20 protein-coding genes are annotated in these 20,629 nt (G+C 72.5%); 12 read left to right on the top strand and 8 right to left on the bottom strand.

Going from position 1 to position 20,629, the window contains the following annotated elements:
• Positions 1 to 52: 52 nt before the first annotated feature.
• From MFF06_RS10365 to MFF06_RS10350, 4 genes are read left to right on the top strand one after another with little or no spacing between them, the layout of a single operon-like run.
• Positions 53 to 1,681, top strand: a complete 1,629-nt coding sequence (locus tag MFF06_RS10365; protein WP_370876513.1) for an ABC transporter ATP-binding protein — start codon at positions 53 to 55, stop codon at positions 1,679 to 1,681.
• On the top strand, positions 1,671 to 2,747 hold the full coding sequence (locus tag MFF06_RS10360; protein WP_238203514.1) for an ABC transporter permease: 1,077 nt from the start codon (positions 1,671 to 1,673) through the stop codon (positions 2,745 to 2,747). The genes MFF06_RS10365 and MFF06_RS10360 overlap by 11 nt, the downstream gene beginning before the upstream one ends.
• A complete protein-coding gene (locus MFF06_RS10355; RefSeq protein ID WP_238203513.1) occupies positions 2,744 to 3,670 on the top strand; it encodes an ABC transporter permease in 927 nt (308 codons plus the stop codon). The genes MFF06_RS10360 and MFF06_RS10355 overlap by 4 nt, the downstream gene beginning before the upstream one ends.
• 30 nt (positions 3,671 to 3,700) lie before the next feature.
• Positions 3,701 to 4,777 (top strand): BMP family ABC transporter substrate-binding protein, encoded by a 1,077-nt coding sequence (locus tag MFF06_RS10350; RefSeq protein ID WP_238203512.1) that lies wholly within the window; start codon positions 3,701 to 3,703, stop codon positions 4,775 to 4,777.
• Between the two features lie 10 nt (positions 4,778 to 4,787).
• Here the strand turns inward: MFF06_RS10350 and MFF06_RS10345 are convergent, their stop codons facing one another.
• Positions 4,788 to 5,072 (bottom strand): hypothetical protein, encoded by a 285-nt coding sequence (locus tag MFF06_RS10345; RefSeq protein ID WP_238203511.1) that lies wholly within the window; start codon positions 5,070 to 5,072, stop codon positions 4,788 to 4,790.
• A 202-nt stretch (positions 5,073 to 5,274) separates the two neighbouring features.
• Positions 5,275 to 5,511, bottom strand: a complete 237-nt coding sequence (locus MFF06_RS10340; RefSeq protein WP_238203510.1) for a hypothetical protein — start codon at positions 5,509 to 5,511, stop codon at positions 5,275 to 5,277.
• Between the two features lie 237 nt (positions 5,512 to 5,748).
• Here MFF06_RS10340 and MFF06_RS10335 point away from each other — a divergent pair, with 237 nt between their 5' ends.
• The 8 genes from MFF06_RS10335 (at position 5,749) to MFF06_RS10300 (ending at position 14,533) form a co-directional block, all read left to right on the top strand.
• Positions 5,749 to 7,161, top strand: a complete 1,413-nt coding sequence (locus MFF06_RS10335) for a nucleobase:cation symporter-2 family protein (RefSeq protein WP_238203508.1) — start codon at positions 5,749 to 5,751, stop codon at positions 7,159 to 7,161.
• 262 nt (positions 7,162 to 7,423) lie between these two features.
• Positions 7,424 to 7,675: a hypothetical protein gene (locus MFF06_RS10330; protein WP_238203506.1), complete on the top strand. Its 252-nt coding sequence runs from the start codon at positions 7,424 to 7,426 to the stop codon at positions 7,673 to 7,675.
• 250 nt (positions 7,676 to 7,925) lie between these two features.
• Positions 7,926 to 9,002: a BMP family ABC transporter substrate-binding protein gene (locus MFF06_RS10325; protein WP_238203521.1), complete on the top strand. Its 1,077-nt coding sequence runs from the start codon at positions 7,926 to 7,928 to the stop codon at positions 9,000 to 9,002.
• 190 nt (positions 9,003 to 9,192) lie between these two features.
• Positions 9,193 to 10,347 (top strand): ABC transporter permease, encoded by a 1,155-nt coding sequence (locus MFF06_RS10320; protein ID WP_370876511.1) that lies wholly within the window; start codon positions 9,193 to 9,195, stop codon positions 10,345 to 10,347.
• A complete protein-coding gene (locus MFF06_RS10315) occupies positions 10,344 to 11,267 on the top strand; it encodes an ABC transporter permease (protein WP_238203504.1) in 924 nt (307 codons plus the stop codon). The genes MFF06_RS10320 and MFF06_RS10315 overlap by 4 nt, the downstream gene beginning before the upstream one ends.
• 10 nt (positions 11,268 to 11,277) lie before the next feature.
• Positions 11,278 to 12,297 carry a formamidase gene (locus MFF06_RS10310; RefSeq protein ID WP_238203502.1) on the top strand — a complete coding sequence of 340 codons (1,020 nt, stop codon included), beginning with the start codon at positions 11,278 to 11,280 and terminating at the stop codon, positions 12,295 to 12,297.
• The gene (gene biuH / locus MFF06_RS10305; RefSeq protein WP_238203500.1) at positions 12,294 to 12,995 is read left to right on the top strand and encodes a biuret amidohydrolase; all 702 of its coding nucleotides are present in this window, start codon (positions 12,294 to 12,296) and stop codon (positions 12,993 to 12,995) included. The genes MFF06_RS10310 and biuH overlap by 4 nt, the downstream gene beginning before the upstream one ends.
• Positions 12,992 to 14,533, top strand: coding sequence for an ABC transporter ATP-binding protein (locus tag MFF06_RS10300; protein WP_238203498.1), 1,542 nt, complete (start codon positions 12,992 to 12,994; stop codon positions 14,531 to 14,533). Before biuH ends, MFF06_RS10300 begins: the two co-directional genes overlap by 4 nt.
• A gap of 110 nt (positions 14,534 to 14,643) precedes the next feature.
• Here MFF06_RS10300 and atzF read toward each other — a convergent pair whose 3' ends face one another.
• The 6 genes from atzF to MFF06_RS10270 form a co-directional block, all read right to left on the bottom strand.
• A complete protein-coding gene (gene atzF, locus MFF06_RS10295) occupies positions 14,644 to 16,461 on the bottom strand; it encodes an allophanate hydrolase (RefSeq protein WP_238203497.1) in 1,818 nt (605 codons plus the stop codon).
• 31 nt (positions 16,462 to 16,492) lie between these two features.
• Positions 16,493 to 16,873, bottom strand: a complete 381-nt coding sequence (hpxZ, locus tag MFF06_RS10290) for an oxalurate catabolism protein HpxZ (RefSeq protein ID WP_238203496.1) — start codon at positions 16,871 to 16,873, stop codon at positions 16,493 to 16,495.
• Positions 16,873 to 18,276, bottom strand: coding sequence for an AtzE family amidohydrolase (locus MFF06_RS10285; protein WP_238203495.1), 1,404 nt, complete (start codon positions 18,274 to 18,276; stop codon positions 16,873 to 16,875). The genes hpxZ and MFF06_RS10285 overlap by 1 nt, the downstream gene beginning before the upstream one ends.
• Positions 18,277 to 18,279: 3 nt before the next feature.
• Complete coding sequence (locus tag MFF06_RS10280) at positions 18,280 to 18,498, bottom strand: DUF4089 domain-containing protein (protein ID WP_238203494.1); 219 nt, start codon at positions 18,496 to 18,498, stop codon at positions 18,280 to 18,282.
• 88 nt (positions 18,499 to 18,586) lie between these two features.
• Complete coding sequence (locus MFF06_RS10275; RefSeq protein WP_238203493.1) at positions 18,587 to 19,609, bottom strand: ABC transporter substrate-binding protein; 1,023 nt, start codon at positions 19,607 to 19,609, stop codon at positions 18,587 to 18,589.
• Between the two features lie 31 nt (positions 19,610 to 19,640).
• Positions 19,641 to 20,594 carry an ABC transporter permease gene (locus MFF06_RS10270; protein WP_238203518.1) on the bottom strand — a complete coding sequence of 318 codons (954 nt, stop codon included), beginning with the start codon at positions 20,592 to 20,594 and terminating at the stop codon, positions 19,641 to 19,643.
• Positions 20,595 to 20,629 lie beyond the last annotated feature (35 nt).

Here is a 20,629-nt window from a genome sequence, read left to right as displayed (position 1 = left end):
CACCGAGGAAAAGAGCTTTCTCGCCGGCTTCGCCTTCCACGTGTTCTGACCGGTGGAGCCCGGCGTCGCGGAACGGCCCGATCCCGGCGCGCCGAGCGTGGCGGACGATCCGCGTCCCCTGTTCGGCGCCTACGGCATCGTGAAGCGCTTCGGCGCCTTCACCGCCAACGACCACGTCGATCTCGAGATCCGCGGCGGCGAGATCCACGCCCTCCTCGGTGAGAACGGCGCGGGCAAGTCAACGCTGATGAAGATCCTCTACGGCTTGCTGGAGCCCACCGAGGGGGTCGTCACCCACCGGGGCGAAGTGGTGCGGCTCGCCAACCCGGAGGCCGCCCGGCGGCTGGGCATCGGCATGGTGTTCCAGCATTTCTCGCTCTGCGAAAACCTCACCGTGGCCGAGAACATCGCCCTGGTGATGGAGCGGGGCCTGAGCCGGGCCGGCCTGGCCCGGCGCATCGCGGCGCTGGCCGAGACCTACGGCCTGCACCTCGACCCGGACCGGCCGGTCTGGTCCCTCTCCGCCGGGGAGCGCCAGCGCATCGAGATCGTGCGCTGCCTGCTCCAAGACCCGAAACTCGTGATCCTCGACGAGCCGACCTCGGTACTGACGCCGGGCGAGGCCGACCGGCTGTTCGCCGTGCTGGAGCGCCTGCGGGACGAGGGGAGGGCGCTCCTCTACATCTCGCACCGCCTCGACGAGGTCCGCCGCCTCTGCGCCCGGGCGACCATCCTGCGGGCGGGCAAGGTCGTCGGCGCCTGCGACCCCCGGCGGGAGAGCGCCGCCTCCCTCGCCGCGATGATGGTGGGCGCCGAGATCCGAGAGGTTGCCTCGCGCCCGGAGACGGCCGGCGGCGCCGAGCGCCTGCGCGTCGATGCCCTGAGCCTTCCCGCTCCCGGCCTGCACGCCACCGCCCTGCGGGACATCGCGTTCGGGGTGCGCGGGGGCGAGATCCTCGGCATCGCCGGGATCGCCGGGAACGGGCAGGCGGAGCTCTTCGCCGCCCTGTCCGGCGAGGTATCGGCCGGGCGGCCCGAGGCCGTGCGCATCGACGGTCGGCCCGCCGGCCATCTCGGCATCAACGCCCGCCGCCGCCTCGGCGCCGCCTTCGTGCCGGAGGAGCGCAACGGCCACGCGGCGGCCCCCGGCCTGAGCCTGTCCGAGAACGTCGTGCTCTCCCGTCATGCGACGGCGCCGCTGACCCGCCTCGGGTTCCTGCGCCGGGGCGCCGCCCAGGCCCTGGCGGCCCGGGTGAGCGAGACCTTCGACGTGCGCAAGGCCGGCCCCGACCCGGCCGCCGGCACCCTCTCGGGCGGCAACCTCCAGAAATTCGTGGTCGGCCGGGAGATCCTGGCCGGCCCCGGCCTCCTCGTGGTGGATCAGCCCACCTGGGGGGTCGATGCGGCGGCGGCGGCCCGGATCCGGCAGGCCCTGGTCGATCTCGCGGCGGGCGGCAGCGCCGTCGTGGTGATCAGCCAGGATCTCGACGAACTGTTCGAGATCGCCCATTCTGTCGCCGTCCTCCACGCGGGACGGCTGTCGGCGCCGGTGGCGCGGGCCCGGACATCCCGCGGGGCCGTGGGCCTGCTCATGGGCGGCGCCGGAGACGACGCGGCCCCGCCGGGGGCCGATCGGGAGACGGCCGACAAGGCCGCGCGGGAGCCGACCCATGCGCCTTGACCTCGTGCCGCGCCCGCACCGCTCGCCCCTGGCCGAGGCCCTGGCGCCCGCCCTCGCCTTCCTCGCGGCGGTCCTCGTCGGGGGGGTGGCGGTCTCGCTTCTCGGTGTCTCGCCCGCGGCGGCCTTCGTCGTCTACTTCGTCGCGCCGCTCTCCGAACTGTGGTCGCTGCAGGAGGTCGCCGTGAAGGCGGCGCCGCTCGCCCTGATCGCGACGGGCCTCGCCTTCTGCTACCGGGCGAACCTGTGGAACATCGGGGCCGAGGGCCAGTTCGTGGTCGGCGGCCTCGCGGGGGGGATGGTCGCCATCGCCACCCATGGCAGCACCGGCTTCACCCTCTGGATCCTGCCCGCCATGCTGGCGGCGGGCACCCTGGCGGGGATCGCCTACGCGATGATCCCGGCGCTGCTGCGCGTCCGGCTTGGCGTCTCGGAGATCCTGACGAGCCTGATGCTCGTCTACGTGGCGGAGCTCCTCCTCGACTACATGGCCCGCGGGCCCCTGCGCGATCCGGCGGGGTACAACTTCCCGCAGAGTGTCGCCTTCGACGAGGCCGCCCGCCTGCCCGCCCTCATGGAGGGGGACGCGCTCCACGCGGGCGTGCTCGTCGCCCTCGCGGCGGTCGGCTTGGGGGCCGTCGTGCTCGGGCGCAGCCTGTTCGGGTTCGAGATGCGGCTCGTGGGGGCGAGCCCCCGCGCGGCCCGCTTCGCCGGTTTCAGCGCGGAGCGGCTGACGCTCCTGGCCTTCGCGATCTCGGGGGGCGCGGCGGGGCTCGCCGGGATCGTCGAGGTCGCGGGGAGGATCGGGCAGCTCCAGCCCTCGATCTCGCCGGGCTACGGCTTCACCGCCATCATCGTCGCCTTCCTCGGGCGGCTCTCGCCGGTGGGCATCCTCGTCGCGGCCTTCGTCATCGCGGTCACCACCATCGGCGGGGAGGCGGCGCAGATCGACCTGCGGCTGCCCCTCGACCTCACCCGCGCCTTCCAGGGGCTGCTGCTCGGCCTCGTCCTCGGGGCCGACGTGCTGACGCGCTTCAGGCTCCGCCTCGTGGCGGGGACGGCGCGATGAGCCCCGATGTGATCGCGATGGTGGCGGCCACGGTGCTGGCCGCCGCGACGCCCCTGATCATCGCCGGCCTCGGCGAACTCGTCGCCGAGCGGGCGGGCGTCCTCAACCTCGGCGTCGAGGGGATGATGGTCTGCGGGGCGGCCGTCGGCTTCGCGGCGGCGGTGGAGAGCGGCTCGACCCTCGTCGGCGCCCTGGCGGGGATCGGCGCGGGCGTCGCCCTCGCCGCCGCCTTCGGGCTGCTGACGGTGGGGCTCGCGGCGAACCAAGTGGCCTCGGGGCTCGCCCTCACCATCCTCGGCCTCGGCCTCTCGGGGCTCGCCGGGGCGCGCTATGTCGGGCTCAAGCGGGATCCCGCGCCGCACCTCGCCATCCCCGGCCTCACCGACCTGCCGGTGGTCGGCCCCCTCGTCTTCGGGCAGGACGGGTTCGTCTATGCCGGGCTCGCCCTCGCGATGGGAGTCTCGTGGTTCCTGTGGCGGACGCGGACGGGGCTGGTCCTCCGGGCCATCGGCGACGACCCCGCCGCGACCCACTCGCTGGGCCTGCCCGTGCGCGCGGCGCGGTTCCTGGCGGTGCTGTTCGGCGGCGCGTGCGCGGGGCTCGCGGGCGCCTACCTCTCTCTCGCCTACACGCCGTTCTGGGCGCCGGCCATGACCGCCGGGCGCGGCTGGATCGCCCTGGCCCTCGTCGTCTTCGCCTCGTGGCGGCCGGGGCGGGTGGTCGCGGGCGCGGTCCTCTTCGGGGGGGCGACGGTGCTGCAACTCCACGCCCAGGCCCTCGGCATCGGCCTGCCGGGGCAAGTGCTCTCGGCGGTCCCCTACCTCGCGACGATCCTGGCCCTGATCCTGCTCTCCCTCGCCCGGCGGCAGGGCGGGTCGTTGGCCCCCGCCGCGCTGGGGCGCGATTTCACCCCGCACCGGTAGCCGGTGCCCATTCTGATGAGGACATCCCGGATGAAGCGGACCTCCCTCGGCGCCAGCCTCGCCTCCTGCCTCGGCGCGGTGCTGCTCCTCGTCTCGCCCGTGCGGGCCGAGGACAAGCTCAAGGTCGGCTTCGTCTATGTCGGCCCGGTGGCCGATTACGGCTATTCCTTCCAGCACGACCTGAGCCGCAAGGCGCTGGCGGCGGCGATGCCGGACAAGGTGGAGACCACCTACCTCGAGAACGTGCCCGAGGCCGACAGCGAGCGCGCCATCGAGAAGCTCGCCCGCTCAGGCATGGGCCTGATCTTCACCACCTCCTTCGGCTTCATGGAGCCGACCCTGAAGGTCGCCAAGAAATTCCCGAAGGTGAAGTTCGAGCACGCCACCGGCTACAAGCGCGCGCCCAACGTCTCGACCTACTCGGCCCGGTTCTACGAGGGCCGCTACGTCTGCGGGAAGATCGCCGCCAAACTCTCGAAGACGGGCACGGTGGGCTACATCGCCTCCTTCCCGATCCCCGAGGTGGTGAGCGGCATCAACGCCTTCATGCTCGGCGCGCAATCGGTGAACCCGAACCTGAAGGTGAAGATCGTCTGGGTGAACACGTGGTTCGACCCGGGCAAGGAGGCGGAGGCCGCCAAGGCGCTCCTCGCCCAGGGCGCCGACATCCTGGCGCAGCACACGGATTCCGCCGCACCCCTCCAGGAGGCCGAAAAGCAGGGCAAGTTCGCCTTCGGCCAGTCCTCGGACCAGTACCGCTTCGCGCCCAAGGCGCAGCTCACCTCCATCGTCGACGATTGGAACGGCTACGTCATCGCCGAGACCAAGGCCGTCCTCGACGGCTCGTGGACGAGCCACGACACCTGGGGCGGCATCAAGGACGGCATGGTCGTCCTGGCCCCCTTCACCAACATGCCCGACGACGTGAAGGCCATGGCCGAGGCGACGGTGAAGGACATCGCCTCGGGCAAGGTCCAGCCCTTCGCCGGGCCGGTGACCAAGCAGGACGGGACCCTCGCGGTGAAGGCGGGCGAGACCGCCCCCGACCCGATGATCCTCGGCATGAACTGGTACGTGAAGGGGATCGACGACAAGCTGCCCCAGTAGGGGCGACCTCTCAGCGGGGGGCGGGCGCCCGCGGTGCGACGGCGGGCGCGTTACCCTGCTCCCCGGCCGGGATCCCGTCGGAGCGCGGCGCCGCGGTGGCGGGCGGCGGGACCGCGATCGCGTCGCCGGACCGGATCGCCTCCGAGGTGTTGCGCGGCCCGGCAATGCCCTCCGTGCCGCCGGGCGCCGTCGCCGGATCGCGGCCGGCCGGTGCTCCCACGGATTGGGCCGCCGCGCCGAGGGTGGTGGCCAGAACCCCCGCCAGGGCGATGATCAGGGTCGATCGGGTGCGCATCGTCGGTGCAGCTCCGTCAAGTCGGTGATGGGAGCGAATGGCACAGGCGGCGACAAGTTCCACGCCGGCCGTCGCCCTCTGCGCAGGACGACGCCTCGAAGCGGTTTCGGTCGAACCCGGACCACCGCGCCCTCTCGTCCTTGCGCCGCTCCGCTCGCGAGGACGGCGGAGCGCAGGCGATCCAGCAATCTTGAAAAACGCTTCAGTGGTGTCGGCGGTGCGCCCCGTGCCGGTGCCCTTGCCGGTGAGGGCGGCGGGCGGCGCGCCCTCTCAGCCCGCCGGGTGCGGTCGCGCGCGGCTGGCCCGCCGGGGGCGTGAGGCTGCCCTGGGCCGCCGCCGGCGTCGGCCCGGCGGTGCCGTGCCCGTCGATGACGCCGCCGAGGGCCAGCCAGGCCACCCCGGCCAGCATGATCACCGAACTCCCTCGTCCCATCGCCATCCGCGCTCTCCTCGACGGCGGGACGGGCCGCCCCGTCCTCACCTCGTGCCTGCCCAAGGCAGTTTCGGTCGAACTCGGATCACTCCGGTCCCTCGTCCCTGCGAGCGGGCGTGATCCAGACAGCCCCGAAAACGCTCTAGCAGGCGGCGGGCCAAGCCGCCCTGTGGCACATGGATTGCCCAGTCGGGATCGTCGCGCCGGTTCCTCCGCCGGGCGGGCCGGAGGGACGTTTCCGCCATGTCGAGTGCCGCCCGGCCCGAACCGGTCCCGCTGTCCGTGACGGACGCGCCGCCCGCCCCCGCCGAGGGGAGCGCGGATGCCGTGAAGGGCAAACCCCTCGCCCTCGGGCTCCTCGGCCTTCAGCACGTCCTGGTGATGTATGCGGGCGCCGTGGCGGTGCCGCTCATCGTCGGGCGCGCCCTCAAGCTTCCGCCGGAGCAGGTCGCCATGCTGGTGAGCGCCGACCTTTTCGCGGGCGGCCTCGCCACCCTGGTCCAGAGCTGGGGCCTGCCCGGCATCGGCATCCGCCTGCCGGTGATGATGGGCGTGACCTTCGCGGCCGTGACGCCCATGGTCGCCCTGGGCCTGAGCCCCGGCATCGGGCTGACGGGCATCTACGGCGCCGTGATCGCGGCGGGCCTGTTCGCGGTTCTCGCCGCGCCGCTGATCGGCCGGCTCCTGCCCCTGTTCCCGCCGGTTGTCACCGGCACCATCATCCTCGTCATCGGCATCTCGCTGATGCGCGTCGGCGTGAACTGGGCGGCGGGCGGCGTCGGGAGCCCCACTTACGGCGCGCCGCTCAACCTCGCCCTCGCCGCCTTCGTGCTCTGCGCGATCCTGGCGATCACCCGCTTCGGCACGGGCTTCCTCAACTCGGCCTCGGTGCTGGTCGGCATCGTCCTCGGGACGGTGGTGGCGGGACTGTGCGGCCTCGTCGATCTCGGGCACGTGGCCACAGCCCCGTGGTTCGACGTGGTGCGCCCCTTCGCCTTCGGGCTGCCGACCTTCGACGGGATCGCGATCCTCACCCTGTGCATCGTGATGATCGTGGTGCTGGTGGAATCCACCGGCATGTTCCTGGCACTGAGCGACATCTGCGCCGAGCCCCTCGACGAGGCCCGCCTGATCCGCGGCCTGCGCGCGGACGGGCTCGGCACGGTGATCGGCGGGGTGTTCAACACCTTCCCCTACACGTCCTTCTCGCAGAACGTCGGCCTCGTCGGCGTGACGGGAGTGCGCACGCGCATCGTCGCCGTGGTCGGCGGGTTCATCATGCTCGGCCTCGGCCTCGTGCCAAAGCTCGCCGCCCTGGTGGAGGCGGTTCCGCCCTGCGTCCTCGGCGGGGCGGGCCTCGTGATGTTCGGGATGGTGGGGGCCACGGGCGTCCGCATCCTCGGGGGGGTCGACTTCGCCGGCAACCGCAACAACCTGTTCGTGGTGGCGGTCTCGGTCGGCTTCGGGATGATCCCCCTCGTCGCGCCGAACTTCTTCAAGCAGATGCCCCACGCCCTCCATCCTCTGCTGGAATCGGGGATCCTGCTCTGCTCCCTCTCCGCGGTGGTCCTGAACCTGTTCTTCAACGGGCTCGGCACGGCGGAGGCGGCCCGCCGCGCGGCGATCCGGCAGGCTGAGGCGGCGCAGGCCCATTGACGGGCGAGGCGGCTGGGAAAGGTCCGTGCCAGAACGCACGCCGCCCGGCCGTGCCGGCGCGCGAGGCCGTTAAAGCCCTGTGCTGTCGATAGAAATATGCCAATCCGCGGGGACGGACCGATCCGCGCGGGGCCTTTCGCCGTGCGTCAACGCACACTCTTAGAGCATTCGCTGTTGGATCCGCAGGCATCGTTGCACATTTGAAGGTCCATAGCCGCCGCCGGAGAACCGGCGCGACGCATCGAACTTCCGGATGTCCGCCATGACTGCTCGTCTCCTCGCCGGCGCCCTCGTCGGCCTCTCCCTCACCACCGGCGCCTTCGCGCAGAGCTTCACCGCCCCCGCCGGCATTCCCGCCGTCACCGCCCCGGGCGGCGTCCAGGGCCGCGCGGCCGTGCCGAACCTCATCGATTCGCGCAACGTCGACGGTTACGTCGTGATCCGCGACGACGCCGTCGATGCGACGGGCTCGATCCCGCACGGGCATGGCGGCCGGATCGTCCGTACACGCTGACGGGCGAGTCGCCCCCGCCCCGGCGCGGGCGTGAGGCCCCGCTCCTGCTGCCGCGCTTTTGACCAAGGGCCGCCCGCGATGTGGGCGGCCGGACGGGCCCTCCATCGGCCGAGCCGCCGCCGGAGTGACGCGAATATCGGCTTCGCGCGCCCCTGGCCGCCACCTTAGTATTCGGCCCTGCCCGATGCCGTCGCGCGGGCCGAACGAGGGTGAGAAGGGCGTGGCACATCTTCCCCTGACGCGCAGAACGATGCTCGGAGCGGGCGCGGCCCTCGGCCTCGCCGCCGCCACGGGCGGCCGCGCACGGGCCGCGACGCCCCTCACCGTCGGCTTCATCTATGTCGGGCCCAAGGACGATTACGGCTACAACCAAGCCCATGCCCAGGCCGCCAAGGCCCTGAAGGGCATGGGCGGCATCGAGATCACGGAGGAGGAGCGCGTCCCCGAGACCAACGCCGTCGAGAAGACCATGGAGAGCATGATCAACCTCGACGGGGCGACGCTGCTGTTCCCCACCTCCTTCGGCTATTACAGCCCCTACCTCCTCAACGAGGCGCGCAAGAATCCGAAGATCCAGTTCCGCCATTGCGGCGGCCTTTGGACCGAGAAGGATCCGCCGAATGCCGGCTCCTATTTCGGTTACATCGCGCAGGGACAATATCTGAACGGCATCGTCGCCGCGCACGCCAGCAAGTCGAAGAAGATCGGCTTCGTCGCGGCCAAGCCGATCCCCCAGGTCCTGAACAACGTCAACGCCTTCCTGCTCGGCGCGCGCAGCGTCGATCCCTCCATCACCTGCCAGGTGATCTTCACGGGCGAGTGGTCGCTGGCGGTGAAGGAGGCCGAAGCCACCAACGCGCTGGTCGATGGCGGGGCCGACGTCATCACCTGCCACGTCGACAGTCCCAAGGTCGTGGTGGAGACCGCCGCCCGCCGGGGCGCCTTCGTCTGCGGCTACCATGTCGATCAGTCGCCGCTGGCGCCGCAGAAGTACCTCACCGGTGCCGAGTGGAACTGGCTGCCGATCTACAAGGACGCCATCGCGGCGATGCAGGCGGGCAAGGTGCCCGAGCATTTCGTGCGCGGCGGGCTGGCCGACGGCTACGTGAAGATGAGCCCCTACGGACCGGGCGTGTCGGACGGCGCCCGCCGGAACGCCGACGCGGTGAAGGCCGAGATGCTGAAGGGCGGCTACGAGATCATCAAGGGGCCGCTCAAGGACAATGCGGGCAAGGAGGTGATGCCCGCCGGCAAGGCCTATCCCGAGAAGGCCCCCGAACTGGAGAGCACCAACTACCTCGTCGAGGGCGTGAAGGGCTCGGTCTGACCTGCCCGCGTCACGCTCGCCCCGCCATCGCGGGCGCGGGGAGGCGACCCAGGGGCGCGGGATGCCTCCGGCCATGGCGCCCCCCCGTGTCGCTTCGCTCCGCACGCGAGGACGATGGTCGCTCGCGGGACCGGCTGGCACGGTTTCTGCGGCGCCGCCTTCGAGATCGAACGCGGAGGATTCCCAGGACGTGGTTGCGGATGCCGCCCCCTCCAAGCTCGCAGCCGATAGGCCGCGCGCCCTGACCTCGCTCCCCCTCCGCGCGTGGCTGGCCCGCCGCCTGGAGGCCCTGGCGATCCCGGTGGGGGCCGCCCTCGTCGGCTTCCTGCTGTTCGGCCTCTTCCTGATCGCGCTCGGCAAGTCGCCGCTGCAACTCATCGACATCGTCTGGCGGGGAGGATTCGGATCGCCCTTCGCGCTGGGCAACAGCCTGCAGCGGGCGGCTCCCCTGCTCTTCGCCGCGCTCTGCGTCGCGCTGCCGGCCCGGCTCGGCCTCGTGGTGATCGGTGGGGAGGGCGCCATCGTGCTCGGCGGCCTCGCCGCCGCGGCCATCGCCCCGCCGCTCGCCGGATGGCCCGCCCCCCTCGCCATCCCGCTGATGGCCGGGGCGGCGGCGCTGGCGGGCGCGGTGTGGATCGGCGCCGTGGGATGGCTCCAGGCCTACCGCAACGTCAACGCCACGATCGCGAGTCTGCTGATGTCCTCCATCGCCATCGCCCTGGCCAACCACCTGATCGAGGGGGCGCTGCGGGACCCGGCGAGCCTCAACAAGCCCTCGACCCTGCCCGTGGGCGACGCGTTCATGCTCGGGCCGATGCCGGTGATCGGCGTGCATTGGGGGCTCGGCTGCGGGGTCCTCGCCTGCGTGATCGCCTACCTGCTGATGGACCGGACGACCCTTGGCTTCGCGGCGCGGATCGCGGGCGGCAACGTCAAGGCCGCGCAGATCCAGGGATTGCCCGTCGGGCGGCTGATCGTCGGCTTTACGGCGCTGGGCGGCGCCTTCGCCGCGCTGGCGGGCTATTTCGAGGTCGCGGCGGTGCAGGGCAACGCCAACGGCACCCTGGCGGCGGGCTACGGCTACACCGGCATCCTCGTCGCCTTCCTGGCCCGGCAGAACCCCCTCGCGATCATGCCGGTGGCCTTCCTGCTCGGCGGCATCGAGGCGTCGAGCGGGCTGATCCAGCGGCGGATGCAATTGCCTGACGCGACGGTGCTGGTGCTGGAGGGGTTGCTCTTCCTCGTCGTGCTCCTCAGCGAGACCCTCTACGGCCGGTTCAAGCCCTTCAACCCGCATCTCTGGACCGAGAAGCGCGAGGCGGCGGCGGCAGGGGGCGCGGCATGAGCGACGATCTCGGCCTCTGGAGCGTCCCGCTGGCGATCCTCGGCGGGGCGATCCGCGTCTCGACGCCGTTCCTGTTCGTGAGCCTCGGGGAGACGATCACCGAGCGCTCGGGGCGGATCAACCTCGGGCTGGAGGGCACCCTGGTCTTCGGGGCGATGTCGGCCTACGCCACCGCCGTGCTGACCGCCTCCCCCTGGGCGGGCGTGGCGGTGGCGGGTCTCGCGGGCGGGGCCTTCGGCCTGCTGCACGGCTACATCTGCAAGTTTCCCCGGGTGAACGACGTCGCCATCGGCATCGCGCTCATGCTGTTCGGCACGGGGCTCGCCTTCTTCTTCGGCAAGCCGTTCATCCAGCCGCCCGCGCCGCCCCTGCCGGCCATCCCCTTCGGGGCGTGGTCGGACCTGCCGCAGGTGCAGGCGGCGCTGCGGGTGAACGTGCTGTTCCTCGTGGGCGCCGCCCTGTCCGTCGCCCTGTGGTGGGGCTTCCGCAACACCAAGGCCGGGCTGGTCCTGCGCGTCGTGGGCGACAGCGCCGACGCGGCCCGGGCGCTGGGCTACGACGTCGATCGCGTGCGCCTCGTGGCCACCGCGCTCGGCGGTGTCCTCGCCGGAATCGGCGGCTCCTACCTCTCGCTCTACTATCCGGGCTCCTGGAACGAGGGGATCTCCTCCGGCCAGGGGCTGATGGCGGTGGCCCTCGTCATCTTCGCCCGCTGGAACCCCCTCGCCTGCTTCGGGGCGGCGCTGCTGTTCGGCGGGGCCGGGGCGCTCGGCCCGGCCCTGCAATCGGTCGGCATCTCGCAGGGCTACTACCTGTTCTACGCCGCGCCCTACGTCCTCACCCTCGCCCTCCTCGTCGCCACCTCCTCGCCCGACCGGGTGCTGGCCGGTGCGCCGGGCGAATTGTCCCTGTCGAAGTGAGACCCTGCCGATGAACGGCCTCGGTGGTTTGAACAAGTCGCCCCACGGCGTGGTGATCGGCCTCGTGCAGCTGCAGCTGCCGAAGATCGAGACCCGAGCGGACATCGCGGCACAGACGGAGCGGATCGTGGCGATGGTCGCCAAGGCCCGCGCCAACCTCGGGACGATGGACCTCGTGGTCTTCCCGGAATACGCCCTCCACGGCCTGTCCATGGACATCCGCCCGGAGATCCTCTGCACCCTCGACGGGCCTGAGGTGGCGGCCTTCAAGCGGGCCTGCGCCGAGCACCGGATCTGGGGCTGCTTCTCCATCATGGAGGCCAATCCCGGCGGGATGCCCTACAATTCCGGCCTCATTATCGACGATACGGGCGAGCTGAAGCTCTACTACCGGAAGATGCACCCCTGGGTGCCGGTGGAGCCGTGGGAGCCCGGCAACCTCGGCATCCCGGTGATCGAGGGTCCGAAGGGCGCGAAGATCGGCCTGATCATCTGCCACGACGGCATGTTCCCGGAGATGGCGCGCGAGGCCGCCTACAAGGGCGCCGAGATCATGATCCGCACGGCGGGCTACACCGCGCCGATCCGTGAATCCTGGCGCTTCACCAACCAGTCGAACGCCTTCTGCAACCTGATGGTCACGGCCAATGTCTGCCTGTGCGGCTCGGACGGCACCTTCGACTCGATGGGCGAGGGGATGATCTGCAACTTCGACGGGGCGGTGCTGGCCCACGGCACCACCGGCCGGGTGGACGAGATCATCACCGCCGAGGTCCGGCCCGATCTGGTCCGCGAGGCGCGCCTCCACTGGGGCGTCGAGAACAACATCTACCAGTTCGGCCACCGGGGCTACACGGCGGTGAAGGGCGGGGCGCAGGATTGCCCCTACACCTACATGGCCGACCTCGCGGCAGGCCGCTACCGCCTGCCCTGGGAGGACGGGGTGGTGGTCACGGACGGGACCTCCTGCGGCTTCCCGGAGCCGACCCGCCGCTACGGCGATCCCGCCCGCCGGGAGGCCGCCGAATGAGCGAGCCCGCCGGCACCTTCGCCGCCGCCGAGCCCTATCCCTGGCCCTTCGACGGCGACCTACGCCCCGGCAACACCGCCCTCGTCGTCATCGACATGCAGACGGATTTCTGCGGCAAGGGCGGCTACGTCGACGCAATGGGCTACGACCTCGCCCTGACCCGTGCGCCGATCGGGCCGATCGGCCGCCTCCTCGCCGCGGCGCGGGCGTCCGGCTACCACGTGATCCACACCCGCGAGGGCCACCGGCCCGATCTCGCGGACCTGCCCGCCAACAAGCGCTGGCGCTCCCGCCGGATCGGCGCGGGGATCGGCGATCCCGGCCCCTGCGGCCGGGTGCTGGTCCGGGGCGAGCCGGGCTGGGAGATCATCCCCGAACTGGCGCCCCTGCCCGGCGAGCCGGTCATCGACAAGCCCGGCAAGGGCTCCTTCTGCGCCACGGACCTCGAACTGATCCTCACCCAGCGGGGGATCCGCAACCTGATCCTCACCGGCATCACCACCGACGTCTGCGTCCACACGACGATGCGCGAGGCCAACGACCGGGGCTTCGAATGCGTGATCGTCGCGGACGGCACCGCCGCCACCGATCCCGGCAACCACGAGGCGGCCCTCAAGATGGTGACCATGCAGGGCGGCGTGTTCGGCGCCGTCGCGTCCTCGGAGGCGCTGATCGCCGTCATGGGCCAGGCCGCATGAGCGACACGCCGACACCGCGCGCCCTCGGCGTCGAGACCATCGGCATGACGAAGCGTTTCGGCGCCTTCGCGGCCCTCGAAGACGTGTCGATGAAGATCGAGGCGGGCGGCTTCCACGCGCTGCTCGGCGAGAACGGCGCCGGCAAGTCGACCTTCGTCAAATGCGTGATGGGCTTCTACGCCCCGACCGCCGGCAGCGTGCTGGTCGATGGCCGCGAGGTCGAGATCACCAATCCGAAGGGCGCGCAGGGGCGCGGCCTGGGCATGGTCTATCAGCACTTCACCCTGGTGCCCTCCCTGACGGGGGCCGAGAACCTCGTCATCAGCCGGGCCGACGCCCCCGCCATCCTCGATTGGAAGGCCGAGCGCGCGGCGCTCGCCGCCTTCATGGAGGGAATGCCGTTCCGGCTGAACCTCGACAGGCCGGTGGCCGAGCTGGCGGCCGGGGAGAAGCAGAAGCTCGAGATCGTCAAGCAGCTCTACCTGAAGGCCCGCTTCCTCATCCTCGACGAGCCGACCTCGGTGCTGACGCCCGACGAGGCGGAGGAGGTGCTGGGCCTCCTGCGGGCCATGGCCGACCGGGGCGACCTCACGGTCTTGATGATCAGCCACAAGTTCCGGGAGGTCGAGACCTTCGCCCGCACGCTCAGCGTCCTGCGCCGGGGCCGCCTCGTCGGCGGCGGGGCGGTCGGCGCCCTGTCGCGGGCGGACATGGCGGCGATGATGATCGGCGAGCGGGTGGTGCGGCCCATCGCTGCCCGCGTCGGCGAGCCCGACCCCGCCCGGGAGATTCTCCGCGTCGTGGACCTCGACGCCACGGACGCCTCGGGCCTTCGCCGGATCGCGATCCCCGACCTGCGTGTCCGCGCCCGCGAGATCGTCGGCATCGCCGGGGTCTCCGGCAACGGCCAGAAGGAACTCGCCGACGTGCTGGGCGGCCGGATCCGCGCGGCGGGCGGGCGCGTCGTCGTGGCGGACGAGCCCTATACGGGCACCCGCGCCCAGAGCCGGGCGCGGCGAGTGCGCTTCATCCCCGAGGAGCCCCTGCGGGAAGCCTGCGCCCCGCGCATGTCGGTGGCCGAGAACCTTGCCTTCCGCGCCTTCGACCGGCGGGGCGACGACCCGTCCGGCCCGCCGACCTTCTGGCTCGACCGGAGGGCCATGACCCGGCGGGCGAAAGACCTGATCGAGCGGTTCAAGGTGAAGACCGCCTCCTCCGAGGCGCCCATCGCGACCCTGTCCGGCGGCAACGTCCAGCGGGCGGTGCTCGCCCGGGAGCTGACCGATCCGGTCGATCTTCTCATCGTGGTGAACCCCTGCTTCGGGCTCGATTTCGCGGCAGTGGCGGAGATCCGCACCAGAATTGTCACCGCCCGCAACGAGGGCGCCGCCGTGCTGCTCATCAGCGAGGATCTGGACGAGATCCTCGAACTGTCCGACCGGATCGTGGTGATGTCGGAAGGCCGCCTCGTCTACGAGACCGCCGCCGCGAGCGCCGAAGCCGGGACGATCGGGCGGCATATGGCGGGGCATCACTGACGCGGGAACGGTCGCGCTCCCGCGGCCGTGGCGGACGGGCGGCCGACGACGTCTGGCCGTCCGCCTTTCGATCCGCGCGCGACGACGGCGAGGGGTCTTCCGGCGGTCCGCTATCTCGCCAGCGAGGCCACATACCCCCGCCACCCGCCGTAAGCGCTGATCTCCGTGGCCCCGGCGAGCCCCTCCGGCTCCACGAGGAAGCCCTTCGGCGTCGTGCCGTCGGCCAGCCGCAGCGTGCCGATGGAGAGCGGCGCGGGCACCGAGGCGACGAAGGTTCCGAATCCGGCGGCGGGAAGCGCCCAGACCTCCGTCTCGATGGCCGTGCCCGTGCCCGCTTCGACGCGGATCAGGCCCGGCCGGGCGGGGGGGCCTCCGGGCAGGGCGTGGAGGCGGTAATCCGGGGCCGTGCGGGCGGCCCGGAGGAAGCGCCCGCCGCGACCGGTGATCTCGCCGTTGAGCGGCAGGCCCGACAGATGCGCGCCCACCACCACGAGTTCGATCTCGCCCTCGTCGGCCCGCGCGGGGCCGGGCGTCTCCCGTGCCGGAGGAACCGGCGCACCGCTGGTCCCGATACCCGTCCCGGCGGCTTCGTGCAGCCGCGCCCCGAGGGCGGCCAGCAGGCCGTCCGCGCCACGGGGCGCGATCAGCGTCACGCCGGAGGGGAAGCCGTCCCCCCGGAACCGGCCCGGCACCGCGAGCGCGCAGAGATCGAGGAGGTTCACGAAATTCGTGTAGGTGCCGAGTTCGCTGTTCGGGCCGATCGGGTCGGCGGCAAGGTCGGCGCAGGTGCGGGGCCGGGGATAGGTCGGCACGACGAGGACGTCGATCCGTGTCCAGGCCGCCTCCGTCGCCCGGCGCAACGCGGCGAGGCGGTAGAGCCCGGCGAAGGCGTCGGCGGCGGAGAAGCGGGTCGCGGACTCGACGATTGCCCGCGTCGTCGGGTGCAGGATCCCGGGCCTCGTCTCGACGATGGGACGAATCGCTTGGTAGCGCTCGGCCACCCAGGGGCCGGTATAGAGCAGCGCCGCCACCGCCTGGAACGGGGCGAGGTCCACCGGCACGGGGCTCCCCGGCACCACCGTCCACAGGTCGGCGAGGGCGGCGGCGAAGGCCGCCTCGGACAGGACGTCCCCGCCGAAGGTGAGGTCCGCCGCCTCCGGCACGCCGATCCGCAGTCCCGGCGGGATAAAGGCCGGTCGAGGGGCGACCGGCAGGGGCCGCGAATAGGCGTCTTCGGGATCGTGGCCGAGCATCACCCGGTAGGCGGCATCGGCATCCGCCACCGTGCCCGCGAAGACCGAGAGCGTGTCGAGGGTGCGGCAGGCCGGGACCATGCCCCGGCCGGAGACGCTGCCCAGCGACGGCTTCAGGCCCACCACGTTGTTGAGCCCGGCCGGGACGCGGCCGGACCCGGCCGTGTCGGTGCCGAGGGCGAAGGTGACGAGGCCGTGCGCCACGGCCACCGCCGAGCCCGACGAGGAGCCCCCCGGCACGATGGCCGGATCGAAGGCGTTGCGCGGCGCGGGGTAGGGCGTCCGAACGCCGACGAGGCCGGTGGCGAACTGGTCGAGGTTGGTCTTGCCGACCAGCACCGCGCCCGCCGCCAGCAGCCGCGCCACGGCCGGGGCCGTCGCCTCGGGGCGATAGGCGAAATCCGGGCACGCGGCGGTGGTCGGCAGCCCCGCCACGTCGACGTTGTCCTTCACCGCGAAGGGCAGCCCCCAGAGGGGCTTCGCAACCGGATCGAAGGGGCCGAGGGCACGGGCGGCGGCCACGGCCTCGGTCTCGGGCACGAGGGCGAGGAAGATGCCGGGATCGTCGAGGGCCGCGATCCGCCGGTAGGTTTCGGCGATCACGGCCTCGGGCGGCAGGCCGTCCGCGTAGGCGGCATGGAGCGCGGCCAGGCTCGGGAAGGCGGGCATGGACATGGTGCGGTGATCCTCGCGGCGGCGTGCGCCGTCAGACGGCAATGATGCTCACGTGGGCGGCGACCACCCGCCATCCCTCGGGGAAGCGGACCCAGGTCTGACTCTGGCGGCCCACCTTCCCCGGCGCGCCCGCGCGGGTGAACAGGGTCATGGCGACGGCGAAATCACGACCGTAGGTGGTGATCACCGTCTGCTGCAGGTCCCGGGCGAGGCCCTGGGGCGAGCGACCCCGGCGGAAGGCGCGGATCGCGTCCATGCCGTAGAGGTTCTCCCCCGCGCCGTAGCGGATGGTGCGGGGGTCGTCGTGGAACAGCGCCTCCAGCACCGGGACGTCGTTGGTGACGAGGGCCTTCTCGTAGACGGCGAAGGCCGCCTCCACCTCGGCCTTCACGGCGGGATCGTCGATCACCATCACAGCCTCGCCACGGGCGCCCGCGCCACGCCCTCCCGTTCGAGGTGCCGCGCCACCCGGAGGGCGAGGTCCTCCCGCCAGGGGGCGGCGATCACCTGCACGCCCAGCGGCAGGCCGTCGTCCGGCCAGACGGGCACGGCGACCACCGGCAGGCCGATGAAGGAGATCGGCTGCGTGTAGATCCCGATATTCGGCCGCACGGGCAACTCGACGCCGCCGAGTACGAAGGTGGTCTGCCCGCCCCTCGGCGCCCGGACGGGGGTGGCCGGGGCGAGGATCACGTCGACGTCGCGGAACAGGTCCAGCACCGCCGCGCGGTACCAGCGGCGGAAGCGCTGCGCCCGTTCGACGAAGGGCGCGGGCAGCATCGCCCCGGCGATCAGGCGGTCGCGGACCGCCGGGTCGAAATCCCCGGCGCGGTGGCGCAGGCGGTCGAGGTGCAGGGCCGCGCCCTCTGCGGCGGAGATCAGGTAGGCGGCGGCGCGGGCGCGGGCGGCCTCCGGGATCTCGATGCGGCCCGGCGCGCCGAGGGCGTCCGCCACACGCTCCACCGCCGCGAAGGCCTCGGGCTCCCCGGCGGTGGCGAAATAGCCGCCCGCCACGGCGATCCGAAGGCCGCCGATGCCGCGGTCGAGATCCGGCATCGCCGGCTCCGCCGGGCGGCGGGCGCAGGCGGGGTCGTCGGGGTCCGGCCCCTGCAACGCGTCGTAGGCGAGGGCGAGGTCGGCGACGCTCCGGGCCATGGGGCCGAGATGGTCGAGGCTCCCCACGAAGGGAAAGCTCCCGGCCCGGCTGGTCCGGCCGTAGGTGGGCTTCAGCCCGAAGCAGCCGCAGAAGGCCGAGGGCACCCGGATCGACCCGTTGGTGTCGGAGGCCAAGGCCACGGAGACGAGCCCCGCCGCCACCGCGCCGCCGGACCCGCCGGAGGACCCGCCCGACATCCGGGTGAGGTCGTGCGGGTTGTGCGTATCGCCGTCGTGGATGTTCTCGCCGGTGAAGTCGTAGGCGAACTCGCCCATGTTGAGGGCGCCGACGAGGACCGCGCCGGCCTCCTCCATCCGCCGGACCAGCGCCGCGTCGCGGGTGGCGGGCGCGCGGTCGCGGTTGATCCGGGACCCGGCCCGCGTCGGCATCCCCGCCACGTCGAACAGGTTCTTTACGGCGAAGGGAACGCCCTGGAGCGGTCCCGGCGCGTCGCCGCGGGCGCGCCCGGCATCCAGCGCCTCGGCCCGGGCGAGGGCGCGGTCGGCCAGCACGGCGGTGAAGCTGTTCACCGCCGGGTCGATCCGTTCGATGCGCGCGAGGGCGGCGGTGGCGACCTCGCGGGCGCTCACGGCCCCGGAGGAGACGCCCGCCGCGATCTCCGCGGCGGGGGCGAGGGACCAGTCCCGACGATCGGCCACGGCTCAGGCCCCGAAGACCGGGGCGGCCTCGGCCTCGTCGGGCAGGGGAAAGCCCTCGACCAGGGACGCGGCGGCCCGGAGCACCCGCAGGTTGGCGAGCACCGGCCCCCGCCACTCGGGCGCGACGGTGAGGCCGAGGAGCCCGGCGGAGGCATCCAGGACGGCGTCGAGGTCTAGGGCGGGCAGGGGGAGGTCGGGCGTGGGGAGGGGACCGGACGACATGCTCACTCGGGACCTTGCTCGGGACGTGGGACGGCTTCGCCCCGCCTGCCGAGGCAAGGATCGTTCCGCTTCCGCTTCCGCTTTCGCGTCAGCGCTCCGCCTCCGAGACGGCGTGGGTCCAGGCGCCCTCGGGAGCCTTGGTGATCACCGCTTGGCCGGCTCCGTTCGCGAGGAGGATGCCGACGGTGCGCTCGTAGTCGGCCGGGTCGAGGCGCCCGTCGCCGGAATCGAGGAGCTTGGCGATCTCGGTCATCATCCGGGTCTGGTGCTTCTCCGTCTGGGCACCGCTGGCGTCGTTGTCGAGGACGATGGCCGCGGCCTCCTTCGGGTGCGCGGCGGCGTAGGCCCAGCCCTTCATGGACGCCTTCACGAACTTGGCCATCCGGGCGACGAAGGCCTTGTCCTTGAGCTTGCTCTCCAGGGCATAGAGCCCGTCCTCCAGCGTCGCGACGCCTTGGTCCTCGTAGCGGAACACCACCAGTTGCTCCGGCTTGAAGCCGGCGTCGATCACCTGCCAATACTCGTTGTAGCTCATGGTCGAGACGCAGTCGGCCTGCTTCTGGATCAGCGGATCGACGTTGAAGCCCTGCTTCACCACCTTCACCCCGGTGGGCGAGCCGTCGGTCTTGAGGCCGAGCTTCGTCATCCAGGCGAGGAACGGATACTCGTTCCCCGAGAACCAGACCCCGAGGGTGCGGCCCTTGAGGTCGGCGGGGGTCTTGATGCCGGTCTCGGCCCGGCAGGTGAGCATCAGCCCGGACCGCTTGAACGGCTGGGCGATGTTGACGAGCGGCACGCCCTTCTCCCGGGCGGCCAGCGCCGAGGGCATCCAATCGACCACCACGTCGGCCCCGCCGCCCGCCATGACCTGGGGCGGCGCCACGTCCGGCCCGCCGGGCTTGATGGTCACGTCGAGGCCGGCCTCCTTGTAGAAGCCCTTGGCCTCTGCAACGTAGTAGCCCGCGAACTGGGCTTGCGGCACCCATTTGAGCTGCAGCGTGATGGGCTCCGCCGCCCGGGCGCCGCCCCCGCCGAGCCAAAGGGCTCCCGACAATCCCGCGAGGAGGCCCGCCACCGCGCCGCCCGCCCTCTTCGTCCACACAGCCGCCATGCCGGGTTCCCCTGCCGATTGAGAAGGTCGTTCAGGCCGTCCGCCGCGCGGGCGGCCGGCGTGTCGTCGCCCGCTCGGCCAGGGCGACGAGCCCGTAGAAGGCGGAGCCGGCGAGCGCGGCGAGGGCGATCTCGGCCCAGACCATGTCCAGCGCGAGCCGTGCCGCCTCGATGGAGATTCGGAAGCCCATGCCGACGATGGGCGTCCCGAAGAACTCGGCCACGATCGCCCCGATCAGCGCCAGCGTCGCGTTGACCTTGAGGGCCGTGAACAGGAATGGCAGGGCGGCGGGCAGGCGCAGGAGCCGGAGGGTCTGCCCGTACTCCGCCGCGTAGCTGCGCATCAGGTCGCGTTCGAGCCGCCCGGCCGCGGCGAGGCCCGCGCTCGCCTGCACCAGCATCGGGAAGAAGGTCAGGAGGGCGACCACGGCCGCCTTCGAAGGCCAGTCGAAGCCGAACCACATGACCATGATCGGCGCGACGCCGACGATCGGCAGGGCCGAGGCGAAGTTCGCCACGGGCATCACGCCCCGCCGCAGAACGGGCACCCGGTCGGCGAGGATCGCGAGGGCGAGCCCGGTGAGGTTGCCCAGCGCGTAGCCCGGCAAGGCGGCCTTCACGAAGGTCTGCACGAAATCCGCCGCCAGGGTCGGTCCCCCTTGCACGAAGCGCACGGCGATGGCCGAGGGAGGCGGCATCAGCACCGCGGGCACGCCCGCCCCCACCGTCACGAGTTCCCAGAGCGCCAGGACGAGGAGGCCGAACAGCGCGGGCACCGCGAGGAAGACGGCCTGCCGCGCCAGCGGGTGGCGGGGCTCAAGGGCGGCGAGGTCCGAGGCGGCGAGCGTCGCGAGGAGCCACAGGCCCGCCGTTGCCGCCCAGAAGCCCGGCCCGGCCTGTCCGGCGAAGCCGGGCCGGTGGACGAGGAGGCAGAGGGCGAGGCCGGCGGCGCAGGCCGCCCCGGCCAGGGCCGGGGCCAGGACCATGGCGCGGGCGGGCGCGCGGCCCGGATGGCGGCCCC

This window comes from Methylobacterium aerolatum (genome assembly GCF_022179085.1).
Lineage (GTDB): Bacteria > Pseudomonadota > Alphaproteobacteria > Rhizobiales > Beijerinckiaceae > Methylobacterium > Methylobacterium aerolatum.
This window is presented reverse-complemented; position numbering and strand designations above follow the sequence as displayed.